Source organism: Dolomitihabitans soli, assembly GCF_022213955.1.
Taxonomy (GTDB): domain Bacteria; phylum Actinomycetota; class Actinomycetes; order Streptosporangiales; family Streptosporangiaceae; genus Streptosporangium_A; species Streptosporangium_A soli.
This window is the reverse complement of sequence record NZ_JAKNTW010000009.1, coordinates 42,687-57,439: the sequence shown is the minus strand read 5'-3', so window position 1 is coordinate 57,439 and position 14,753 is coordinate 42,687. Positions and strand designations below refer to the sequence as shown.

Here is a 14,753-nt window from a genome sequence, read left to right as displayed (position 1 = left end):
TCCGGGATTGGGGCTTGGGCTGGTCTCGTGGGGGATGTGCGCGTTCAATATCGATGGGGGTGGTAGGCGATCCGCCGGCCGTCCGGCTGCGAAGGACCTGTGTCGGCGTCGGTGCGATGAACGGGAGAGCATGTGGAGCCGAGGCAACGAAGGGCGGGGTCGGACGAGGGTCGCCTCGGGTCCGTCGCTCCCCATGACGGTCACGCGGGCGACGAGAGCCTGGCCGGTCTGCTCCAGAGGGTGGCGCGGGGTGACCGCGCGGCCTTCGAGCGGGTGTACGAGCAGGTGGCCGGGCCGGTCTTCGGGCTGGTGCTGCGTGTGCTCCGCGATCGGGCGCAGAGCGAGGAGGTGGCCCAGGAGGTGCTGGTGGACGTGTGGCGCAGCGCCGCCCGCTACCAGTCGTCCCGGGGTACGGCGATGGGCTGGGTGATGACGATCGCGCACCGCCGGGCGGTGGACCGGGTGCGCTCGGCCCAGGCGGCGGTGGACCGGGAGGATCGGCTGGCGCGGCTGGAGGTGCACCGGCCCTTCGACGAGGTCGCCGAGTCGGTGGAGACCCGGCTGGAACGCGAGCGGATACGCCGCTGCCTGGATCGGCTGACGGAGTTACAACGCGAATCGGTGACCTCCGCCTATTACGACGGATACTCCTATCGTGAGGTCGCCGAGTTGTTACAGGTGCCGCTGGCGACGGTGAAGAGCCGGATGCGTGACGGGTTGATCAGGATGCGCGACTGCCTGGGGGTGGAAACGTGAGCACCGTCAGCGATCCCGAGCCGCACACCCTGGCGGGCGTGTACGCGCTGGACGCCCTCGACGACGACTTGGAGCGGCGTCGCTTCGAAGACCATCTGAGCCGGTGCGCCGACTGCGCCGAGGAGGTCCGCGGCCTGACCGAGACGGCCGCCCGGCTGGGACGGGCCGCGACCGTCTCGCCTCCGCCAGGACTGCGGGACAGGGTCATGGCCGAGATCGGTCAGGTCCGCCAGTCGCCTCCGGGGGTCGCCCCGGATCGGGCCGCCAGGGCGGCGGGCCGGTCGCGCTGGTGGCCGCGGCTGGCCACCGGGTTCGCCGCCGTCGGTGTGGCCGCCGCGCTGGCGATGGGAGCCCTCACCCTGCGCGCCCAGGAGCGGGTGGCGGAGATCGAGACGGTCAACCGCGAGATCGCCGCCGTGCTGGCGGCGCCGGACGCCCGGACCGTCACCGGTACGGCGGAGCAGGGGGTCAGCGGGACCGTGGTCGTCTCCCGCGCGCAGCGCAGAATGGTGTTCGCGTCCTCCGGGCTGGCCGCGCTGCCGCCGGAGCGGACCTACCAGCTGTGGCAGATCAGGCCGGGCCGGATCCGTTCGGCGGGGTTGGTGCGCCCGGACGACAGGGGCCAGGTCCCGCCGGTGGTCGTCGGCATGGTCGGCGGCGGTCAGGTGGGCGTGACGGTCGAGCCCGCGGGCGGGTCGGAGCAGCCCACCACCGAGCCGTTGCTGCTGCTGAAGCTGCCGGGCGCCTCGTAGCGGGGGCGGCGCGCACGCCGCCCGACGCGTGCCGTGGATCGTGGGCGGTCGGGCCAGGGGCGTGGGGCCGGGATCGAGGCCCGCCCGCGTGACGCCGCCCGCGTACGGCAGGCCGCGGTGCGCGGAACGGGAAGTGGCCCGCCGGAGAACCGGCGGGCCACGGGAGGAGCTTCAGGAGTGATGGATCACCCGACGCGGAGGGTGAGACCGTACACGCCCAGGATCTCGTTGACCGGCTGGTGGTAGGTGGTGCCGCCGACGGAGCAGTTGCCCGAGCCGCCCGAGGTCACACCCTGGGCCTGGCTGCCGGAGATGAACGAACCGCCGGAGTCGCCGGGCTGTGCGCACGCGCTCGTCCGGGTCAGGCCGCCGACCGTGCCCTGCGGGTAGGTCACGCTGGCGTTGTGCTGCTGGATGGTGCCGCAACGCCATCCCGTGGTCGAGCCGGAGCGGCAGATCGACGAGCCGACGCTGGCCTGGGTGGAGCCGCGGACGATGACGTTGGCGCCGCCCGAACCGCGTACCCAGGGCTGCGGGGTGTGGCCGGGGGTGGCGACCCACGCGTAGTCGTTGCCGGGGAAGGAGGAGCCCTGGAAGGTGCCCGACGGGTTGGTCGTGGTGTTGCCGGCCCTGCCGCAGTGTCCGGCGGTCACGAATCCCGGGGTGCTTCCACGGGTGACGGAGAAGCCGATGCTGCACCGGCTGCCACCGATGTAGAAGGCGGCGCCGCCGATGAGGTTGATGAAGGGCTGCGGGCGCTCGGCCGACGGCGACACGCGCACCACGTTCTTGTCCACGCCCGCCGCGGTCGCCAGTGCCTCGCCGGCCGCCTGGTCGGGGGCCAGGATGACGACGCTGTTGGTGGTCACGTCGACGTACCACAGCGAGGCGCCGGCCTTGGCCTGCTCGGGCGCCCGGTCGAGCTGGTCCTTGACGGCGGTGAGCTGGGCCAGGGTACGGCCGACGACCACCGGCTGCGCACCCTGTGCCTTGATCGTCGCCGCGCCGGCGGGATCGGTGGTGGCGACCATGAACTGGGAGGCGTCGGCGTTGACCCAGGCGCCGGCGTAGGAGGCGCCGAGCGCCGCGGTCAGTGTGGGCTCCGTCTTCGCGGCGCGTTGTTCGGTGGCCAGCCGTGCGAGGACTTGCTGCTCGGTGAGGTTGAGGTCGCGCTCAAGGGCGTCGATCACGGCGGGGGGTGCCGGCTCAGGGGAGAGGGGGGCGAGTTCGGCGAAGGCCGGGGCCATGGGGGCCATGCAGAGGGCCACGATGGCGGTGCCGACGAGGGCCGAGCGCTTACTTAACATATGCACTCCTCTGGGGTGAGTGCTGTCAAGTTAACGGCTCGGAGGAATCGAGGGATGTGCCAAATCTCCCATACCGTGGTGTTATGGGGGGTTATGCGCCCGGGTGGCTCAGTCGACGATCAGAACGGTCTTGCCGCGTCCGTGACCGGTCGCGACCAGGCGATGGGCGTCGGCGGCCCGGCTCAGCGGAAAGGTCGCGCGCACGTGGACGCGTAGCCGCCCCTCCTCGTAAAGACGGGCGACCTCGGCCAGGCGGGCCGCGGATCGTTTGCGAGGGGTCGTGCGGACGCCGAGGTCGGCCGCCCGCTCGTGCTCGACCAGCGTGATGATGCGGTGGGGGTCCTTGACGAGTTCCAGCGAGGCGGTCAGCGCGTCGCCGCCGGCTCCGTCGAGGGCGGCGTCCACGCCGTCGGGCGCGACGGCTCGAACCCGTTCCACCAGGCCCTCGCCGTACGTGACGGGGAGCGCGCCGATCGAGCGGAGGTAGTCGTGGTTGGCCTCGCTCGCGGTGCCGACGACGGTCGCGCCCCAGGCGCGGGCCAGTTGCACCGCGACGCTGCCGACCCCTCCGGCGGCGGCGTGGATCAGCACCGTGTCGCCCGCGCCGACGCCCATCTCCTCAAGGGCGATGTGGGGCGTCATCACGGACGCGGGGAAGCCGCCGGCCACCTCCCACGGCATGCTCGCCGGCTTGGCGGTGATCTGGTCCGCGGGCACCACGGCGTACTCGGCGTAAGCGGTGAGCTGGGTGAATCCCAGCACGTTGGCCCCGAGCGAGACACCGGTGACCCCCTCGCCGACCTGGTCGACCACGCCCGCGAACTCGTTGCCCGGAATCCTGGGGAACCCGGTGGCGATCTCCGGCGGGGTCCAGCCCTCCCGGATCGCCAGGTCGTACGGTTGCACCCCGGCCGCTCTGACGCGGACCCGGACCTCACCGGGGCCCGCGTACGGGGTCGGCAGTTCCATCAGTTCCAGCACGTCCGGCCCGCCGGGGGTGGAGAACGCCACAGCCTTCATGATCAGTCCCTTCGCCGGACGTCGTCCGGCTGATCGACAACCGGCCATCAGGATGCAACCTCAAGCATGGTTGGGGTCAATCCGGCGGTCGCTGGGACGGGACTCGACGAGCGGATCAGGGCCGCTGGGGGCCGCGGTAGGGCAGGGTGTGGCTGTAGACGAGGTTGGTGGTGGTGCCGCCGAACTGGGCCAGCTCGTTGATCAGCTGTTCGAGGTGGGCCATCGAGGTCGCGGCCACCTTCAGCGTGTAGCAGTCGTCGCCGGTCGTCCGCAGGCACTCCAGGATCTCCGAGCGCTCGCCGAGCAGCCGGTGCAGCGGCTCGTGCCTGCTCCCCGGATACTTCAGGCGCACCACGGCGAGCACCAGGAAGCCGACCTTCGTCAGGTCGACGTCGGCCCGGTAGCCGGTGATGACGCCCGCCGCCTCCAGCCGCTTGACCCGTTCGGTGGCGGCGGAGGCGCTGAGGCTCACCCGCCGTCCCAGCTCGGTGAGAGGGAGGCGGCCGTCTCGCTGGAGTTCGGCCAGGATCGACCAGTCCGTCGCGTCGAGACTCTCGGTCATTCGGCAAAGATACCGGCAGATTCCCGGCTGTAGAGCCCGTCCGCGGGGAAGTCTCCCTTCCAGCCGGGCTGACCCGCTCGATAGCCTTAATGGGTGCAAATAGGTGTAAATATCCATAATTTTGGGCCTGGAGCCGATCCCGGGACCCTGCGCAGCTGGGCGCAGACGGTGGAAGGGCTGGGCTTCGATCTGCTGCTGGTCTCCGACCACATCGCGGTGACGCCCGACGTCGCCGAGCAGTATCCGGTGCCGTTCTACGAGCCCTTCACCACCCTCTCCTGGCTGGCCGGGATCACCAGCCGGGTCAGGCTCGGGACCACCGTGCTCATCGTGCCGTACCGCCATCCGCTGCTCGTCGCCCGGATGGCCGCCAACCTGAACGCGCTCAGCGGGGGACGGCTGGTCCTCGGTGTGGGCGTCGGCTGGGCGCGGGAGGAGTTCGACGCGCTCGGCGTCCCGTTCGAGCGGCGGGGGGCGCTGACCGACGAGTACCTCCAGGTGATGCGCACCGCCTGGCAGAACACCGACGACTACCCCGGCGGCGACATACCGATCTGGATCGGCGGCAACAGCGACGCCGGCCTGCGGCGGGCCGTACGGCTGGGGGAGGCGTGGCATCCGCTGCGGTTCACGCTGCCCTGGCTGCGGGAGGCGCTGGACCGGATGAAGGCCATCGCGGACGAGCGGGGGCGGCCGACGCCGGGCCTGAATCCCCGTATCGTCCTGCGGCTCACCGAGTCGCCGATCACCGGTCCCGAACGCCTCGCCGGCGAGGGCACCATCGACCAGATCGTCGACGATCTCGATCAACTGCGCCTCCTCGGGGCCGAGACGGTCGTGCTCGACCCGTTCAACGGCGACCCGAGCGAGACATCTCATCCCCAGGTGGCGTGGCAGGCACTCGCGACCGTGGCCGCTTACCGGACGGAGCACTGATGACGAACGACGAAACCCTGCTGCTGCACAGGGCCATCGAACTGGCGGGCGAGGCGCAGGCGAGCGGAAATCCGCCCTTCGGATCGCTGCTGGCGGACTCGGACGGCGGTGTGCTCGCGGAGGAGCGCAACACGAGCGTCAGCGACGCCGACATCACCGCCCACCCCGAGCTGAAGCTGGCCAGATGGGCGGCCCGCGAACTCGACCCCGCCACGGCGGCCGCCACCACCATGTTCACCAGCTGCGAGCCGTGCGGCATGTGCACGGGCGCCATCGAGCGGTCCGGCCTCGGCCGCGTCGTGTTCGCGCTCTCCACCGAGCAGCTCACCGGCCTCAAGCCGGCCGCCACGGGCGCGGGCGCACGCTACGAGGGACCGGCGCTCTTCGACGAGGCGCGCGCCGCGGTCGAGGGCTATTACCAGTGATCCACTTTGCACCACATGCACCACTGTTGATGGGGTAGGTTCCTGGATCACGGATCGGCCGTTCGCGTGGACGCCGCCGTATTTCGGTGGGGTCGCGAGCCGTTTCTGGCTGGAGGTCGAGGGTCGTGAACGCGGACAGAACCGCGTGGGAACAGCGCAGCACCGTGCGGGTCGTGTCGCCCGTCAAGCCCCGCAAACTGGCGAAGGTCCCCTTCGTCGAGCTGGCGGACGGGCGGCTGCAGGGCGTCGTGTCGAGCGGTTCGGACATCAACCGGGTCTACGTCTCGTCGATCTCCGCCGCAACCCACGCCCTGAACTGCAGCACCAACAACAACCGCCCGTGCGGCGGCCTGTACGGCTCGTCGCCGTGCAAGCACCTGCAGTCACTCGTCGCGGAGGCCGCGCTGCAGTACGGCGTGGACCGGGTCGCCCGGTACCTGCGCATCGAGATCGACGACAGCGTGTCGTCCGGCTCCGGCCTGGTGAGCCGCCTCAACGGTCATCACGAGTCCGCGCCCGCGGCGATGGTCTTCAGCCGGTTCCTGAGCCACCTGGCGTACCTGGAGCTGCCCGACAGCACCACGCCCATCACCGAGCTGCACTGGTTCCCGGCGATGGGGGCGATCCGCTGATGCTCGGCGTCCAACTCGGTGAACTGCTCGACGGCACCCCGCCGGGCATCGAGGAAGCCCTCGACCTGGTGACCGGCTTCGACGACGGCCTCGTGCACGGGCTCGGCCGGCTCGGCGAGGAGCGGGCCGCCGCGCTCGCCGCCCTGGCGGGCGCGCTGGCGGCCACGCCGCTCGGCGAACGGGCCGGCGAGGCGGCCGAGAAGATCGCGGCGGGCTCCGTCGCCGACGAGCACCTGGTGGCCCTGGCCGGCGGGCGGACCGCGCTGTTCGGCGCGGTCCACGACGCCCTGCTCACCCACCTCGACACCGCGCTGGGCCGGACCCGCGCCCCGGAGTGGGAACCGGCGCCCCCGGCCGAGCCCCTCTCGGACAACCTGCTCGCCGGTTGCCGCTCCTGGCTCAACGAACTGGCCATCACCGGCTGGCGGGGAGTCGACCACGACCTCGTCTCCGCCTCCGGCCAGCCGATCGAGGCCCTGCTGGCCGTACCGGGGCTGCGCGGGCTGGCGGTGCTGCTCGACGGGCTGGCCGCGGAACTGCGGGCGTCGTGCCCGGTCGCGACGCTGGATCGGCTGCCCACCCGGCGATGGTCCGACCTGTGGACACGCGCCCTGCTGCTGTCGCAGCCCGGCGGACGTACGGCCGGGCGCGCCGAACCGGTGTCGGGCCGGCTGCTGATCCTCGGCGTGGACATGCACGAGCACGGCACCGCGGTACAGGTTCAGGTGCACGGGATTCTGGAACCCAAGGGCGGCGGGCCGTCCCGGCTGGTGCGCACGAGCGTCGCCGTCGCCAAGGTGGACACGATCGTCGGCCCGGCCGTGTGGCAGCTCCTGCACCGGTATCCCGTGCTGCTCGCCGCGCTGGCCGGGCGCCGCAGCCTGGACGTCACGGACGTGCCCCTGCTCGACAGCGGTGACCTGGTGTGGCACGACGACCGGGCGAGTGCGGGAGAGCCCGCCGACCCGTTCGCCACCGCCCGGGTCCAGCTCGCCGGCGCCCTCGCCCCGGCGGTGCCACCCCTGGACCGTCATCCCGTCAGGATCGCCGAACCCGTGCTGGTGGAAGGCTACAAGGCGAAGGCCGCCGACGGCGGGGTCACGCTGGCGCTGGACGGGCACACGCTCACCGTCGACGTCGACCGCCTGCCGGCCTCCGGTCCGCTCACCGCCAAGCTGGTGGCCGCCTCCTCGGCGTGCATCGGCCTGGTCCGCTGGGACGGCGGCCGATGGCTGCTGCAACCCCTCGCGGTCCAGACGGTGGTCAAGGGCACGACGACCGAGGCGCACAACGGCGACTGGGCGCTCGGCCCCACGGATCCCAAGGTCGTGAAGGCCGAGGCCAAGGCCGGTGACGTGGTGGCCGTACTGCGCGAGCGGGCGGGGCGGTTGCTGAGACGTTGACCTCGTCTCCTCCCTGAAGGTCTCCTCCCTGAAGGTCTCCTCCCTGAAGGTCCCCTCCCCGCGGCCGAAGGGAGGGATTCCCGCGGTCACCTGTCCCACCGCCCGCCGCCCGCCCGGAAAGGATCTTGCTTGAGGTCTTACCCCAGCTCCACAGGCGTTCCACCGCGCCGCCGCCCCGGCAAGGGCGACGGCTCGGTCATCGCGTGCGGGCTCAAGGAGCTTCGATGACCGACTCCGCGGACGGCACACCGGGCAACGCGCACGAGACCCGGCGGCAGCTGCTCTACTGGCGCCTCCTGGCGCGGGTGTTCGACAACGACGAGCAGCCCTCGCTGGAGGCCGCCGGCATGGCCGTCGTCGACGACCTCGGACTGCCGGCCGCCGTGCTCGATCCGGGGGTGTCGGTCGACACCCTCGTGCAGCGTTTCCCCGAGCTGGGCCCCGAACTGCGCGGCCTGATGGCGCAGGAGTACGACGACGAGCACCCGCCGGGGCCGGCCGAGGTACGGCGGGCGGCCCTGGTGTCGAAGCTGCTGCTCAACGTGTTCGCGACCGGAAGCGGCGACGTCAGCGCCACCCAGCTGGCCGGCTGGCAGCAGGACGCCGGCTGGTTGGAGCAGGCGCTCGGGGCCGAGCCGGGCCAGCTGCGCTCCCAGCCCGGCGGGAGCGAGATGGCCGGCGTCCTCGCCGGGCTGGAAGGCGACCTCGTCCGCCGGATGCGGCTGCGCGAGGTGCTGGCCGACCCGAAGCTGGCCGGCCGGCTCACGCCGAGCATGTCGCTGATCGAGCAGCTGCTGCGGGACAAGGCCAATCTGTCGGGGGTCGCGCTGGCCAACGCCAAGGCGCTGATCCGCAGGTTCGTCGACGAGGTCGCCCAGGTGCTGCGCACACAGGTGCAGCAGACGAGCGTGGGCAAGATCGACAGGTCGGTTCCGCCGAAGCGGGTGTACCGCAACCTCGACGTCAACCGTACGATCTGGAAGAACCTGACCAACTGGTCGCCGGAGGACCAGCGGCTGTACGTCGACCGGCTCTACTACCGGCAGACCGCCAGGAAGACCACGCCCTCGCGGCTGATCGTGGTCGTCGACCAGTCGGGCTCGATGGTCGACGCGATGGTCAACTGCACCATCCTGGCGTCGATCTTCGCCGGGCTGCCCAAGGTCGACGTGCACCTGATCGCCTACGACACCCGTGCGCTCGACCTGACGCCGTGGGTGCACGACCCGTTCGAGGTGCTGCTGCGTACCCAGCTGGGCGGTGGCACCGACGGCACGGTGGCGTTGACCCTGGCCCAGCCGAAGATCGCCGACCCGCAGAACACCGTGGTGGTGTGGATCTCGGACTTCTACGAGTGGCAGTCGGAGCAGGTGTTCCGCGGCATGGAGGCGATGCACCGGTCCGGCGTCCGGCTCATCCCGGTGGGCTCGGTGAACAGCGGCGGCCAGCAGAGTGTGAACCCGTGGTTCCGTCAGCGGTTCAAGGACATGGGCACGCCGGTCCTCTCGGGCCACATCCGCAAACTCGTGTTCGAGCTCAAGAACTTCCTCACCTAGGAGAACCCGCGAATGTCCGACGAGATGCTGCGTGCCCCCGCCGAGGTCAAGTACGCCGAGGAGCTCGACTGGCTGGAGTCCGTCGACGACGGCCCGAAGCCGTTCTCCTGGCGGCTCAGCCCTCGGATGGTGCGGCTGTTCGTGCTCGGGTCCGAGCGCGCCGACGGGCTCGACCGGGAGATCTCCCAGAAGTGGTTCGGCGACCGCAGCTTCGTCGAACGCAGCATCGTGACCCTGGCGTCGGACCGCGGCCTGTTGCTGATCGGCGACCCCGGCACCGGCAAGAGCTGGCTCGCCGAACTGCTCGCCGCGGCCATCTCCCGCAACTCGACCCTGGTCGTCCAGGGCACCGCCGGCACCACCGAGGACCACATCAAGTACTCGTGGAACGTCTCCATGGTGATCGCCAAGGGGCAGTCCCGCGAGTCGATGATCCCCTCGCCGATCATGACGGCGATGGAGGAGGGCGTGATCGGGCGCTTCGAGGAGCTGACCCGGTCGACCAGTGACGTGCAGGACGCCCTGATCTCCATCCTCTCCGAGAAGTACGTGTCCGTCCCCGAACTCGACGACGACGGCATCGTGTTCGCCCAGCCCGGGTTCTCGATCATCGCCACGGCCAACAGCCGGGACCGGGGCGTGAACGACCTCTCCTCGGCCCTGAAGCGGCGGTTCAACTTCATCCGGATCCCGATGGTGACGAACAAGCGCAGCGAGGAGGAGATCGTCCGGTTCCGTACCGTGGAGCTGCTGCGACGGCACCAGATCGAACTGGACGTGCCGCCCACGCTGCTGGACATCCTGCTGCAGAGCTTCGCCGACCTGCGAGCCGCCGCGGCGGCGGCCACCAGCGACGACGAGCGGCTGGAGTCGGCGCTGTCCACGGCCGAGCAGATCGGCGTGCTGGAGGACGCCATCCTGCACAGCCACTTCTTCGGCGACCGCACCCTGCGGGCGGGCACCCTCGCCGGCTCGCTGGTGGGCTCGCTGGTCCGGCGCAGCCCGGAGGACCTGGCCATTCTGAACAAGTACTGGCACGGCGTCGTCGAGCCCCGCAGTAAGAAGGACGGCGGGGAGTGGCAGGACTTCCTGGAAGGCGGTCGCCAGGCGATCGCCACACTCTCATGAGCCAGGGCCCCTTCGGAGCCCTCCGCGGGCAACTGCTCGACGCCGCCGGCGCGTTCGCCGAGGCTCCCGACGCCGTGGCCGGCATCCTGACGGGGATGGTCGACGACGTCGACCGGGCGCTCAGCGAGGAGCTGGAGATCTTCCCGGTGTGCCATCACTCGCCGGCCTCCGCGCTGGCCATGGCACGACGCCTGCGGGAGAAGCAGCCCAAGGTCGTCTACCTGGAGCTGTGCGAGGATCTGCAGCCGCTGCTCGGCGAGCTGCGCAACTGCCGCCTCCCGGTGGCGTTGCAGGCGTTCGCGACCGAGCTCGACGGTTTCCCGAAGGACTGGGGCCCGCTCAGCGTCATCGCGCCGATCACCGAGGCGTCGGCCGAGTACCAGGTCATCGCCTACGCCCTGGACTCGCCGGACGTCGAGCTGGTGCTGGTGGACCGCTCCGCCGACCACGTGTTCCAGTGGCTGCCGCGGGAGAAGGAGTCGGCCGAAGGCGACGCCGCCGATACCACCGACGCCGCCGAGCCCGGCGAGGAGGCGGCCCTGCACGGCGACGCCGTGGGGGTCGAGATCGGCGACCTGCGGCCCCGCTTCGCCGAACTCGAAGAGCACCTGCTCCACCACGGCAAGGTCCGGCACTGGTCGGAGTGGTGGGACCAGTACGTGGAGCAGCCCCTGGTCGGCGCGGACTACGACACCTACCGCCAGGTCATGGTGCTGATCGGCAGCCTGTTCCGCCGTCTGGCCCCCGACGCCGACGCCCGGACGGCCCGCGACGAGGACCGCGAGCGCTACATGTGGACCCGGATGCGCGAGCACCTCGCCACCTCGGCCGCCGACCCGTCGCAGTGCCTGTACGTGTGCGGCGCGGCCCACGCGGCCAGCCGGGTCGAGCAGTTCGGCCTGGCCTCGGCGGCGCCCTTCGACATCAGTCCCCGTACGGCCTCGCGCTGGCTCTACGGGCTCATCCCCTCCAGCCACTCCGCCATCGAGGCCCAGTTCGGGCTCGCCGCCGGCTCCGTCTCCATCGCCGCGGCCACCTGGACCAAGGCGGTCACCGCCGGCCAGGCCGCGCCGTACCAGCTGGAAGGGCAGAAGGGGGCGACCAAGCGCAAGGGGCGCGTGCGGCCGCAGGCTCCGGCCCCGCCCGAGGCCGTCACCGACCGGCTGTCCGGCTTCCTGTCGAGCCCGCCCGCGCTGGACGCGCTGGAGGAGGCCGAGCTGCTCGGCTGGTCCGTCGACATCGTACGGCTGGCCCGGCGCAACGGTTACCTGGCCAGTACGGCGGACGCCATCGCCGTGTTCGAGACGTCGATCCTGCTCGCCGGCCTCCGCAACCGGGGGCGGCCCACGCCGTACGACTTCCAGGACGCCGCGGTCACGTGCATCGAGAAGGACGTGGTGCCGGGCCGTCGTGACGTGCGCCGGCTGTGCGAGATCCTGCTGGGCGGCGACCGGATCGGCGAGGTCGGCTACGAGGCGCTGCCGCCGCTGGCCCGCGATGTGTACGACCGGCTGGCCCCGCTGGGGCTCGACCTGGAGAAGCGCACGATCCAGCGGGCGCTGATCGACCTGGACGCGCATCCGGAGCTGGTGCCCTGCTCGCACCTGCTGTGGATGCTGCGCTACCTGCTGCCCGACGACGCCGTCCGGCCCATCATGGGGCGTCGGCAACTGGGCGAACGCTCGATCCAGGAGAGCTGGGACCTGGCGATCGGCCGCCACCAGCGATCGATCATCGAGCTCGGCTACGAGGGCGTCACCGTCGAGCAGGTGCTGGAGCAGCGGCTGCGCCGTTCCGTGTGGGCGCCGCAGGCCACCGCCGCGGTCGCGCTCGGCGCGGTGGAGGACGCCATCCTGTTCCTGGGCAGCCGGCGGTTCGCCGACGAGCTCGGGGCGCGGGCCGTGGAACTGCTGGCCGCCGAGCGGACCGTGGACGACGCGCCCGAGGTGCTGCGCAGGATCCGCCGGTTGCTGGCCCACTACCGCAGCACCGAGCCGACGCTGCCCGCGTGGTGCGAGGCGTTCGTCACCGCCGGGTACGCGCACTACTGCACGCTGTTGCCGACCGCGTTCGTCGACGAGGCCGTCGGCGTCCGCCAGGTGGCGGCCATGCTCGGGTTCCTGTTCTCCATGGAGAGCTTCGCGCTGGCCCTGGGCTGCGACCGCGCCCAGCTCGAACTCGCCGTGCGGCAGTCGCATCCGGAGGCTCCCGCCAAGGTCGCGCTGTCGTGGGCCGCCGGCTCCCAGCTCGGCCTGCTGACGCCGGCCGAACTGCGTTCGCGGTGTGACGAGCTGCTGGCCAACCCGCTCGTCGTCCCGGCGTTCCCGCAGTACATGAGCGGGTTCGTGCAGGCGCTCGAGCCGGTGCCGGTGCTGGCGCCGTTCTTGGTCGAGCTGATGTCCAAGGCGTTCGGCCGGCTGCCCGACTCCGTGCTGCTGCCCTGGCTGCCCCTGCTGATCACGACCCTGCGGGACCAGGCGAAGGAGCTGGTCCCGGTGCTCGTGCGCGAGGCCGGCCGTACGTTTCCCGGGTCCCTGCCCGCCCTCGACGCGTGGGTGCCGCCGTGGGTGGCGCGGGCCGTGCCCAAGGCGGGACCGGCGCCGGCGATCTCGGGGCCGGTCGCCGACCTGCTGGCCGGTCACCCGGCGGCGTGCGACGCCGTGGCCGAGCTGCTCGGCTGCGCGGGCGGCTGGCAGCAGGCCGTAACCGTCGCCGGTGGACACCCCGAGGTGGGGGAGCTGCTGGCCCGTCATCCCCGGTCCGCCGACGCCGTCGCGACCCTGCTGTCCCATGGCGTGGCCGGGCCCGGATGACGCTCGGCTCACGCGGTATCGGGTGCGGTATCGGGCCTGGTGAGGTGCCGATTTAAAAGATCTTGAAAAGTTTTCCGGCGAGGTGTCGAAACGGCGTGACCCTGTTCGAAGCGTAGTCAGAGGGCCGAGAGAAACCCGGTCCCGGACACGTGAGGAGAGGGCCATGACCCAGCAGCTGACGAGGACCGCGACGGCGACCTGCGACCCGGGGACCAGCGCCACCAAGTCACTCCTGGGCTACGGCGTCATCGCCGGCCCGGTGTACGTCGTGGTCTCCCTCGCCCAGGCGCTGACCCGCGAGGGCTTCGACCTCACCCGCCACCAGTGGAGCCTGCTCGCCAACGGCGACCTCGGCTGGATCCAGATCGCCAACTTCGTGCTCGCCGCGCTGACCACGCTCGCCGGCGCGGCGGGCCTGCGCCGGGCACTCGCCCCGGGCCGCGGCGCGACCTGGGCCCCCCGCCTGGTCGCCGGGTACGGCATCAGCCTGATCGGCGCGGCGGCCTTCCGGGCGGATCCGGCGCTGGGCTTCCCGGTGGGCACCCCGGAGGGGATGGGGGTGATCAGCCTGGCCGGCATCCTCCACCTCGCCTCCGGCGCGGTCGGCTTCACCTGCCTGGCCGCGGCCTGCTTCGTCATCGCCCGCCGGTTCGCCGCCGAGGGGCGCAGGGCATGGGCTGTGTACTCCCGGGGCACCGGCGTCGTGTTCCTCGCGTCCTTCGTCGCGGTGGCGATGGGCGCGGGCGCGGTCTGGGCCAACCTGACCTTCGTCAGCGGTGTCCTGATCGTGTGGGCCTGGCTCTCGGCCCTGTCCCTCCACCTCTACCGGACCACCGCGGTCCGGCACGCCTGACCTGAGACTTCACCCGCAGCACCTTAAGCTCACCACTCAAAAGGAGATTCCGCGATGCGATACATGGTCATGCTCAGGGCGACCGCGCTGCCCGCCACCCCGCCGCCCGCCGAACTGATGGAGGCCATCGCCAAGCTCGGCGAGGAGGCCACCAGGGCCGGGGCCCTGCTCGACAACGCCGGGCTGGCCCCCAGCGCCGAAGGGGCGAGGGTCGCGCTCACCGGAGGCAGGCTGAGCGTCACCGACGGGCCGTTCGCCGAGGCGAAGGAGCTGATCAGCTACGCCCTCTACCAGGTCAGGTCGAAGGAGGAGGCCGTCGAGTGGACCTCCCGCTTCCTGAAGATCCACCGTGATCACTGGGCGGGCTGGGAGGGCGAGGCCGACGTCCTGCGCGTCTTCGGCCCCGAAGACTTCGCCGCCCCCGAATGACCCCCGCGCCGGGACCGGCGCGTTCGAAGGGTCGTCACGAGTGATCAGCGGACGCTCGGCCGGGTTTCCCGGCCGAGCGTTTTCGTCATGTCCACCGGCGCCGACAGGGCGTGGCGGGCAGGTCTGCGCGGGCAGGTCTGCCCGAGCACCGGCATCCGGCCGGAAGTGCTTGAATCTGGGG

General features: G+C 71.6%; 14 protein-coding genes. 11 read left to right on the top strand and 3 right to left on the bottom strand.

The genetic code is table 11. The annotated features are described in order from the left end of the window. Window positions 1-219: 219 nt before the first annotated feature. A complete protein-coding gene (gene sigK / locus MBA17_RS20180; RefSeq protein ID WP_238498392.1) occupies window positions 220-756 on the top strand; it encodes an ECF RNA polymerase sigma factor SigK in 537 nt (178 codons plus the stop codon). Then, entirely contained in the window at window positions 753-1,508 is a 756-nt protein-coding gene (locus tag MBA17_RS20175) for an anti-sigma factor (RefSeq protein WP_238498072.1), read from the top strand. The genes sigK and MBA17_RS20175 overlap by 4 nt, the downstream gene beginning before the upstream one ends. 185 nt (window positions 1,509-1,693) lie before the next feature. On the opposite strand, the gene MBA17_RS20170 is transcribed toward MBA17_RS20175, so the two are convergent. The 3 genes from MBA17_RS20170 to MBA17_RS20160 form a co-directional block, all read right to left on the bottom strand. Next, a complete protein-coding gene (locus MBA17_RS20170; protein WP_238498071.1) occupies window positions 1,694-2,815 on the bottom strand; it encodes a S1 family peptidase in 1,122 nt (373 codons plus the stop codon). Between the two features lie 108 nt (window positions 2,816-2,923). Then, window positions 2,924-3,835: an NADP-dependent oxidoreductase gene (locus tag MBA17_RS20165; RefSeq protein ID WP_238498070.1), complete on the bottom strand. Its 912-nt coding sequence runs from the start codon at window positions 3,833-3,835 to the stop codon at window positions 2,924-2,926. A 115-nt stretch (window positions 3,836-3,950) separates the two neighbouring features. Further along, window positions 3,951-4,397 (bottom strand): Lrp/AsnC family transcriptional regulator, encoded by a 447-nt coding sequence (locus MBA17_RS20160; protein WP_238498069.1) that lies wholly within the window; start codon window positions 4,395-4,397, stop codon window positions 3,951-3,953. Window positions 4,398-4,490: 93 nt separating this feature from the next. On the opposite strand from MBA17_RS20160, the gene MBA17_RS20155 reads away from it, so the two are divergent. The 9 genes from MBA17_RS20155 to MBA17_RS20115 all read left to right on the top strand — a co-directional run bounded on the left by MBA17_RS20155 (window position 4,491) and on the right by MBA17_RS20115 (window position 14,572). Beyond that, window positions 4,491-5,333 (top strand): LLM class flavin-dependent oxidoreductase, encoded by an 843-nt coding sequence (locus MBA17_RS20155; protein WP_455432801.1) that lies wholly within the window; start codon window positions 4,491-4,493, stop codon window positions 5,331-5,333. Then, complete coding sequence (locus MBA17_RS20150) at window positions 5,333-5,758, top strand: nucleoside deaminase (protein WP_238498067.1); 426 nt, start codon at window positions 5,333-5,335, stop codon at window positions 5,756-5,758. The genes MBA17_RS20155 and MBA17_RS20150 overlap by 1 nt, the downstream gene beginning before the upstream one ends. Window positions 5,759-5,883: 125 nt before the next feature. Next, entirely contained in the window at window positions 5,884-6,390 is a 507-nt protein-coding gene (locus MBA17_RS20145) for a hypothetical protein (RefSeq protein WP_238498066.1), read from the top strand. Beyond that, window positions 6,390-7,793 carry a hypothetical protein gene (locus MBA17_RS20140; RefSeq protein WP_238498065.1) on the top strand — a complete coding sequence of 468 codons (1,404 nt, stop codon included), beginning with the start codon at window positions 6,390-6,392 and terminating at the stop codon, window positions 7,791-7,793. The genes MBA17_RS20145 and MBA17_RS20140 overlap by 1 nt, the downstream gene beginning before the upstream one ends. Window positions 7,794-8,017: 224 nt before the next feature. Further along, window positions 8,018-9,349: a VWA domain-containing protein gene (locus tag MBA17_RS20135; protein WP_238498064.1), complete on the top strand. Its 1,332-nt coding sequence runs from the start codon at window positions 8,018-8,020 to the stop codon at window positions 9,347-9,349. A gap of 12 nt (window positions 9,350-9,361) precedes the next feature. Then, entirely contained in the window at window positions 9,362-10,477 is a 1,116-nt protein-coding gene (locus tag MBA17_RS20130; RefSeq protein WP_238498063.1) for an ATP-binding protein, read from the top strand. Further along, entirely contained in the window at window positions 10,474-13,290 is a 2,817-nt protein-coding gene (locus tag MBA17_RS20125; protein ID WP_238498062.1) for a DUF5682 family protein, read from the top strand. The genes MBA17_RS20130 and MBA17_RS20125 overlap by 4 nt, the downstream gene beginning before the upstream one ends. A 163-nt stretch (window positions 13,291-13,453) precedes the next feature. Then, a complete protein-coding gene (locus tag MBA17_RS20120; RefSeq protein ID WP_238498061.1) occupies window positions 13,454-14,143 on the top strand; it encodes a DUF998 domain-containing protein in 690 nt (229 codons plus the stop codon). Window positions 14,144-14,197: 54 nt separating this feature from the next. After that, window positions 14,198-14,572 (top strand): YciI family protein, encoded by a 375-nt coding sequence (locus tag MBA17_RS20115; RefSeq protein WP_238498060.1) that lies wholly within the window; start codon window positions 14,198-14,200, stop codon window positions 14,570-14,572. Window positions 14,573-14,753 lie beyond the last annotated feature (181 nt).

Coding starts and splice junctions, on each gene's coding strand:
- MBA17_RS20140 (WP_238498065.1), top strand. CDS start 6,390: ATGCTCGGCGTCCAACTCGGTGAACTGCTCGACGGCACCCCGCCGGGC.
- MBA17_RS20165 (WP_238498070.1), bottom strand. CDS start 3,835: ATGAAGGCTGTGGCGTTCTCCACCCCCGGCGGGCCGGACGTGCTGGAA.
- MBA17_RS20150 (WP_238498067.1), top strand. CDS start 5,333: ATGACGAACGACGAAACCCTGCTGCTGCACAGGGCCATCGAACTGGCG.
- MBA17_RS20120 (WP_238498061.1), top strand. CDS start 13,454: ATGACCCAGCAGCTGACGAGGACCGCGACGGCGACCTGCGACCCGGGG.
- MBA17_RS20135 (WP_238498064.1), top strand. CDS start 8,018: ATGACCGACTCCGCGGACGGCACACCGGGCAACGCGCACGAGACCCGG.
- MBA17_RS20125 (WP_238498062.1), top strand. CDS start 10,474: ATGAGCCAGGGCCCCTTCGGAGCCCTCCGCGGGCAACTGCTCGACGCC.
- MBA17_RS20170 (WP_238498071.1), bottom strand. CDS start 2,815: ATGTTAAGTAAGCGCTCGGCCCTCGTCGGCACCGCCATCGTGGCCCTC.
- MBA17_RS20130 (WP_238498063.1), top strand. CDS start 9,362: ATGTCCGACGAGATGCTGCGTGCCCCCGCCGAGGTCAAGTACGCCGAG.
- MBA17_RS20115 (WP_238498060.1), top strand. CDS start 14,198: ATGCGATACATGGTCATGCTCAGGGCGACCGCGCTGCCCGCCACCCCG.
- MBA17_RS20160 (WP_238498069.1), bottom strand. CDS start 4,397: ATGACCGAGAGTCTCGACGCGACGGACTGGTCGATCCTGGCCGAACTC.